We start from the raw sequence: 7,841 nt of genomic DNA, 5'->3' as shown, positions 1-7,841 counted from the left end.
TAGTGATTACCTCATTTCCAAACAGGAATGAGGTTTTTTCTTAAAAATGACTTAGAGTTTTATGGACAATGGAGTAGTTTTAAAAGAGAAGGCTCCATCAAAAGAGGAGTCTAATCATCCTCATATCCAAAACTCTGTGTTAGTAAACAATGTGAGTTACTGGAACTCCCCCGTAGTAGCTATTATTTTAAAGCACGGGGAGAGAACCAACTTAATCAGTTCATTATGAACAAGATTGATGTCAAGTTTACAGAGTGTCCTTTCTATGGAGTAGAACGTATGACAGACTATATCAATTATAGTTATGGAGTGGGTGTAAACGTAAAGCGTATCCGTCGACTATATCAAAAAATGGCTTTGGATACTTTAATGCCCAAGCCTGAGTTAAGCAAAAAGGCTAAAGATGCGTTTATTTTCCCTTATTTACTTAATAATTTGACTATTGATAGACCTAATCAAGTGTGGCAGACAGACATAACTTGTGAAGGTTCAATAGATTCGCTACAGTTAGACCTACTTTATATTTCTTAGAATTATTATATTTTCATAGTAATTACCGATTCTTTTAAAGAAGAAATACTTTGTTTTCTCCTTGGAATTTATATCAAAATAGAAAAATTGAATCAAGATAGCTAAGAAAAATACAATAAATTTACAATTCAAAATTGTAGCGTTTCTATAGAACCACCACACTTTAATTGAGCGAGTTATAAGTTCTGTTTTTTTCAACCAGAACTTATAACTCGCTCAATTAAAGTTGACACAGTTTAGAAAATACTCCCACTTCACAGAATAAAGAATCTAATCTCTTTCAAATTAGATTCTTTATTCAATTTCACTTTTTTGAAACAATTATCAAGCATAGCCTAATTTTCATAATCTAAAAGATAAATATAGACCCTGCACAATTTTATAGAAAGGTAAAAAATACTAAGACTGAAATTATTCATTATCTAGGAGTATTTGTCGTAATGTAACCCGTCTTTACATTGATAGCATAAGTTACACCTCCATAAACAAAAGTCCCATAGTCATTATATAACCAGTCAGCCCACCATTTGAAAAACCTTTGGAAGCTTGTACAATCTATATCATCATAGAAATTTATCCCACCCCTTAATGCTTCTTTTGAATAAAATGTAATTGTTTCTTCATAATCAGCGTGAAAACCTATCTTTTTTATTTTAACAGAAACTGTATAAGAAAAATATTTTTTATTAGTTACCGTTATTTCATTTGAAAAGTCACTTTTACAACCATTTGCCTCACAAATTGCAAAATATGTTCCACTGTTAACCTCTATTTTATTCCCTGAATTTTTATCACTCCAAACTGTTGTACCAGTACAATTAGACGCAGTAATAATGGCTTTTTCGTCATTATACGTCACTAGCTTTGTTGCGGAAATAACAGGAGCATTAGGTTTTTTACATCCTATTTTTATAGTAATTACATTAGATTCTTTACTATAACAGCCATCAATGACACACAAGGCGCTATAACTACCTGCCCCAACAGTTATCTGATTTCCATTTGATGCATTTCTCCATTGGATGGCTCCGCCATTACACCCAACGGCTGTGATAGTTGCTTTTTCATCATCTGTAATTTCAGTTTTATTTGTACTTATTACTGGCGGAATGATAGTTGGACAAACTACAATGACCTGCTTACTACTCTCGTCACTATCTTCAAGTATATTATCTGAGAATGGGTAATTTTTCTCACATTTAACCTTGTAGACTATGCTTGCATCTGGTTTGTGGTCTCCGCCATTGAAACCACTTGGTGCTATCCATGAAACTCTACTACCTGTCTCGCAGGTGGCTGTTACTTTAACTGTTTGCCCTTTTGTGATTAAATCTGAGGAAACAGTTATTAACGGTGGATTGTATCTGACTGGTGTACCAGTGATATTCACTGTTATTGTTCCACTTGCTTTATCGCTACTACAACCTGTACTTGTTGTACATACTGCCTCATAAGTTGTATTAGATATTGGTTTTACTTCTCCACCTGTAAAATTTGAAGGGCTTTTCCATTCTAACGTACCATTTACACAAACTCCATTCACTACTACTTTCTCGCCAACTATGATTACTGATTTTGTAATAGTAATACTTGGGGCAAATGGTGTAATACAGTTCTCCGATTTTATTTCAATTTCATTACTTACTTCACTGGTGCATCCATTAACGTTACAAGTAGCAGTATATTTTCCTCGGTTTGAAACCACTATTTGATAACCCTTACTACCATTACTCCAAGAAATACTACCTGTACAGCCTGTTGCCGTAACTTTTGTGGATTCGTTTTCTTTTAGTATAATTTTTTCGGCACTAATTAGCGGAGCGGCAGGAATTATACACCCTTCTTTTATAATAACAATTTCATTGCTATTATTACTAATACAACCATTTATGTTACATTTTGCAGAGTATTTACCTGGCGTTGAAACTGAAATTTGCCCTCCATTGCTATTATTATTCCAATTAACTGTACCATTGCAACCTGTTGCTGTTAAAATTACTGAATCTGTATCGGATGATAGGTTAGTTTTATTGCTACTTATATTAGGAGTAGCAGTAGGATTGGTACAAGGCGTAACAGTCATAGACTTGATTCTAACCGAAAGAGTTACCCAACCAGAGGCACATCCAACATCTCTCACACAGCGGACTTTATACTCAGTATCGGCAGTTGGATAAAATTTTGTGGTGTACATATCTTCAACACCTGTCCATACTACTCCTGCGCCATTATCCCATTCAAACTTGTTATTCGGGCATCCTCTGACCCCTACTTCAACTTCTTCACCCGCAATTGGGCTATTATTCGATACATAATATATCGAAGGTTTTGTATAAGAGTCTTCACAGTTTTTTACCTTAATCGAAACCGCCGTTACCCAACCAGAGGCGCATCCAGCATCTCTCACACAGCGGACTTTATACTCAGTATCGGCAGTAGGATAAAATTTTGTGGTGTACATATCTTCAACACCTGTCCATACTACTCCTGCGCCATTATCCCATTCAAACTTGTTATTCGGACATCCTTTTACGCCTATTTCAACTTCTTCACCCGCAATTGGGCTATTATTAGATACATAATATATCGAAGGTTTTGTATAAGAGTCTTTACAGTTTTTTACCTTAATTGAAACCGCCGTTACCCAACCAGATGCACATCCAGCATCTCTCACACAGCGGACTTTATACTCAGTATCGGCAGTAGGATAAAATTTTGTGGTGTACATATCTTCAACACCTGTCCATACTACTCCTGCGCCATTATCCCATTCAAACTTGTTATTCGGACATCCTTTTACGCCTATTTCAACTTCTTCACCCGCAATTGGGTTATTATTCGATACATAATATACGGATGGTTTAGGATAAATGCTTTCACAGCTTTCAACATAAACAGTAATTGGAGTTGTAGCTGATGAAGAACACCCATTAACAACGCAACGCACAGAGTAAGTTTTATTTTCATAAATATTTTCTCTCATAATCGAGCCATTCTGACCATCCCAGACACCAATTTTACCATTACTCCAAATATAGGTATCTCTTTCACAACCAAATGCTATAATTTCTGTTGTTCCTCCTATTTCAATAGGGTTACGAGCTACAAAAATATTGGGTTGCTTTATAGCATATTCATTGACTTTAATCTCGTTTTCTGCCTCACACCCATCATTTATACATTTTGCTTTATAAAAATATTCTTTATTTTGTGGTTTTGCAATATCGGTTGTTAAGGTAAATGTATTGGGGCCTGTATTTGCTACACCCTCTGTCCAACTGAATATATCGGTTGAGTTTGAACAATTCCCAGAAATTTCGATACTCTGACCCGTACAGACTTTATTGTCAGTTTGGTTGGTCGTCAAAAGTGGTTTATCTATTGCTTTTTTAATTTGAATATTTATTTCTGGGTTATTGGTACTCATACAGCCGTTCAAATTACAGGCTACTTTGTACTGCTGTGTAGTAAGGTTTGACAATTGAGGGTAGAAAACGGTTTTGGTTCGGTTGTCATCGTCTTGAAATGTTGTGTTTTCGGGTGTAATCCATTGCAGAATCCCCGGGCAATCGCCTCCTACTTCTAATTTTGCTGTTTCATAAGAACAAATGGCCGATGTTACGCCTTTATTGCTTGTAAGTGTAAGTGATGGTAAACCATTGTAAACTGTTAATGAAATAGCGTTTGAGCTCTCGTTGATACAATATTCATCAAAACAGTTGGCTTGATAAACGATGGTTTCTTGGTTGGCTGTAATGTTGGGGGTTATAGATAATGGAGAAATGTTAGCATCACCTTTGGCTGTATTCCATTTAAACATCCCTGTCTCACAATTACTGATACTGAGCGTAGTAGAATTGTTACTACAAACAGCTTTATTATAAGCTGTTGTACTAATCTGTGGTGTTTTTGAAAGTTTTGTATTTAACACAAGACTTTCACCTGAAATACCAAATGTAATACTAGAACCACTCGAAAGGGTAATCTTGTTTGTAGTGTAAATACCTGTTTCAGAGTCTTTTATCAAGAAACTGTAAGTATTTCTTACTTTATCATACAAGAAGTTATAATAAAGCAGTTTGGCTGTTTTTTTCCCCCCGCATTTACCTAACTGGATTCTCCCAAGCATAGTAACCTGTGGCATTTGGTTGCATAGAAAAGTTGCCGTGATTAAGTCTAATGACATATCAAAATTATTGATATCATCGGTGTAGCCTTCAGGCAGATCATAAACTTTCTCGGCTGTCATGTTACCAACCAGTCCTGATTTGTCAATAAACAAGTTTTTACCTGCTCTCATAGGTAAATTTACACCCGAACGGAGCTTAAAAAACTTAGGTAAACGAACCTGAAATGCAGGAAAATAAATTCCTTGCCAGTCATCGGTATTAACACAGCTTGGAAGGCTATTCGGATTCTGATTCTTACTAAAATCTATAATGGCTTTATTGCCAGAAGCAAAGTGAAAGCCTAAATCTGAAATTCTGGTATCATGAAAAGCCCTTGATACTTGGGCTTCTATATAAATATCTTGCCAATCATATATGTCTTTTTTTCCGAAGAATAACATCAGGGGTTTACCATCTGTTAAAGCTGTTCCATCGGTAGCTTCTCTTTCTACAAAATCATAAGATTTTACAAAGCCCGAAATCGTAAACTTTTTAAAAGTGCCACATTCAAAATATAACTTAGTTTCTTTGTCAAGCCCCATACTGAGTTTATCATTGAAGTTCGGCACTGAAAACTCAAAGAAATTGGTTTCCCCTGCCAGCAGATTATCGGCGTCATCAATCTCTGAAGCTTTGGTATCTGTGAGCATTGAGGTTAGAATGGGGAGTTCGCCTACGAAGCCGTTTTTCCCCGAAGCGGCAATATCATTGGCTCCGAAATAGAGGTTTATCCCATTAGGTAAGGTAAACTTACAACCGATTTTAAGTTTTGAGCCCTCAGGTGTAAAAGTTATGGCAAAAACCGTGATGTCGTAGTTCCATCCGTCAATACGATTGCGAAAAGTAACAGGCAAAGACGATACTTCTTGAAGTGCTTGTGGAATATCAAGCCCTGATGATGTCATAGTGATGATTCTCCCTTGTGATTGAGCATCGGCAATAGCTGTCTCAATTTCTGTCTGTGTGGGTTGTGCTATTACAAAGTGGTTGGTTATGAAATAATGTTTGCCATCGTGGCGAGGTTTAATAATCTCGCCCGAAGGTAAAACCAAGGGTTGTATTTCTTTAGCAAAACTTACAACGGATGTAAAAAATACAATAATTAATGAGTGGATAATTTTTTGCATGGTACTGTATAAAGTTTGACTGTGGAAATTAACTCCATAAATAAATCTTTAATATGCCGGCCGAAATAAGAATCAACCAACTAACTGAACGAATACTGCATTCTTATTACACCTTCATCAAAATGATTAGATGTTTATTTTCTTGAGACCTTGACTTTCGTGGAACTGAAAGCGTGGGTAAATCGATAAGCATAAGCCAAAGTTGCCGTCAATTCTTGAAAAGAAGGTGGGCTATATCCTTCTGGTTTTTGCGCATTAACCATGTTTTGTTTATTCAAATAAATGATATTAAATGTTAATTGATGTTTCTGTTTGATAGCATAAGTCAAGCCTACTCGTCCACTAAGTATATTATTTGCGGTATTTCGCCCAGTAGTTGTACCTTGCGCCAACGAAGTACTATACATTAAACCCAACATAACATTTAGTTCATTGGCAAACCCTTTGCTTACTGTCAACGAAGGTCCCCACATTAAATCATTGAAATTAGCCACTTCATTTTTACTAACATTCATTGCTCCAGCCAAATTAAGTTTTTGGCTGTTGATACCATAGCCATAATTAGCCGAAAGATTATAGAGTTTCGATGAATTATTTTGTTTGCCTTGCTGGTCATTACCATTTTGATAAATTAGGTTGATAGCCAAATTCTTGCTAATATCTTCCGATGCTGACGGCAAAGTAAAAGTCATGATGGCTGTAATATTTTGGTTGATTTGTCGGAAGTTTAAGGTATCTAAAGCATCATAAGGTGTAATTTGGGTTAGGTACTCAAAACTTGAACGAAGATTAGAATAACTTAAAAAGTTAGAATATGAAAAATTCAATGTGGTTTTTTCAGAAGGCTGAAGAATCACGTTGGCCATCCCCACAAATCGACTGAGGGTTTGTAATTTATCTTTGTTCAAGTTATCTCGTTGCAAACCCACATTACCGTTGATGGAGATTTTTCCTTTTTGGAGCTGGGTAGCAATTTTAGCGGTAATATTTTCAAGATTATTGGTAAAATAGTAGGCCCCTAGTGTACGATATTCTGGGTCTACTCGGTTATACTCTAAGCCTGTAATAAAACCCTTGCCTTTATAGTCAAGTCCTAAACAAATGGCTTTGCTATAAGTAGTTGAAGCATTAAGAGGCAATAAACCTGCATAAGAATTAATAAAAGTTTTTTGTCTGGCTCCTTCTGTTGCTCGCAAATCAGTAGTCATACCTGAAAGAGCAATTTCAGAATGGATACTTAGCTGTTTACCAATTCCCTTTTTAAGTTTAAGGGAGGTAGCCACATTAGCCTGCGGGAAAATGTGTTGAGCATCTAATGAATAAGGCAAGGAACTGTACTGGTCTTTGGCTGTAAAAAAGATAAGTTCGACAGCATCTTTTTCCTTTTTTATCCCTAACATCACCCCTATACCAAAACGCTTAAAGGAGGGCTGGTTGTTGCGAACCTTGAAAGCTGTATCCAATCGAGTTGCCTTTTTCAGATTGCCGAGCATTAAACTTCCGTAAAATTGAGCCTTTGTAGCACCTTTGCTTTTAGGTTTATACTCCACACCAATACCATCGTAACGATGGGCCGCCAGTGTATAGGGCGAAAAATTCAAGGCACAAGTACCAATATGCAGTGTCCAGCCTTTATAATTCGGTTTTAAAACTAATCGATTGAAGGGTTGTGTAAAACGATAACGCTTATCAAAGGGATGAGCGAATTGTACATTCTGATTAGAAAAGCTAAACTGAACAGGCATTTTGATTTTACCCAAAATATCTAAAGTCAGATTACCGCTGTACAAAAAGTTTAGCGGCACTTGTCTTTCTGCAATACCCCAAGCATTGTAATAAGTATGATTAGCCGTGATACCTCCATTGACTTTAATACCTCCATTAAAAAGGTCTTTCACCCGAAAGTTCTTTAGTTTTTCTAAGTCTTGGGCGTGGCTTTTTTGTAGGCCAATGACTACAAAAACTAAGATATTTAATAGTGCAACTATTTTTTTCATATTAAAATCCTTTTTAG

The 7,841-nt window shown here is 36.1% G+C and carries 3 protein-coding genes; 1 reads left to right on the top strand and 2 read right to left on the bottom strand.

Annotation, left to right across the window (positions count from 1 at the left end):
- Positions 1-225: 225 nt before the first annotated feature.
- Positions 226-531 (top strand): IS3 family transposase, encoded by a 306-nt coding sequence (locus WAA15_RS22870; protein ID WP_337045175.1) that lies wholly within the window; start codon positions 226-228, stop codon positions 529-531.
- Positions 532-949: 418 nt separating this feature from the next.
- Here the strand turns inward: WAA15_RS22870 and WAA15_RS22865 are convergent, their stop codons facing one another.
- Complete coding sequence (locus WAA15_RS22865) at positions 950-5,827, bottom strand: hypothetical protein (protein ID WP_337045174.1); 4,878 nt, start codon at positions 5,825-5,827, stop codon at positions 950-952.
- 134 nt (positions 5,828-5,961) lie between these two features.
- A complete protein-coding gene (locus WAA15_RS22860) occupies positions 5,962-7,824 on the bottom strand; it encodes a hypothetical protein (protein WP_337045173.1) in 1,863 nt (620 codons plus the stop codon).
- Between the last annotated feature and the right edge of the window lie 17 nt (positions 7,825-7,841).

It is taken from the genome of Emticicia sp. 17c (genome assembly GCF_037153985.1).
In the GTDB taxonomy this organism is placed as follows: domain Bacteria; phylum Bacteroidota; class Bacteroidia; order Cytophagales; family Spirosomataceae; genus Emticicia.
Note: the sequence above shows the minus strand (reverse complement) of the source record. Positions and strands in the feature narration are given on the sequence as shown.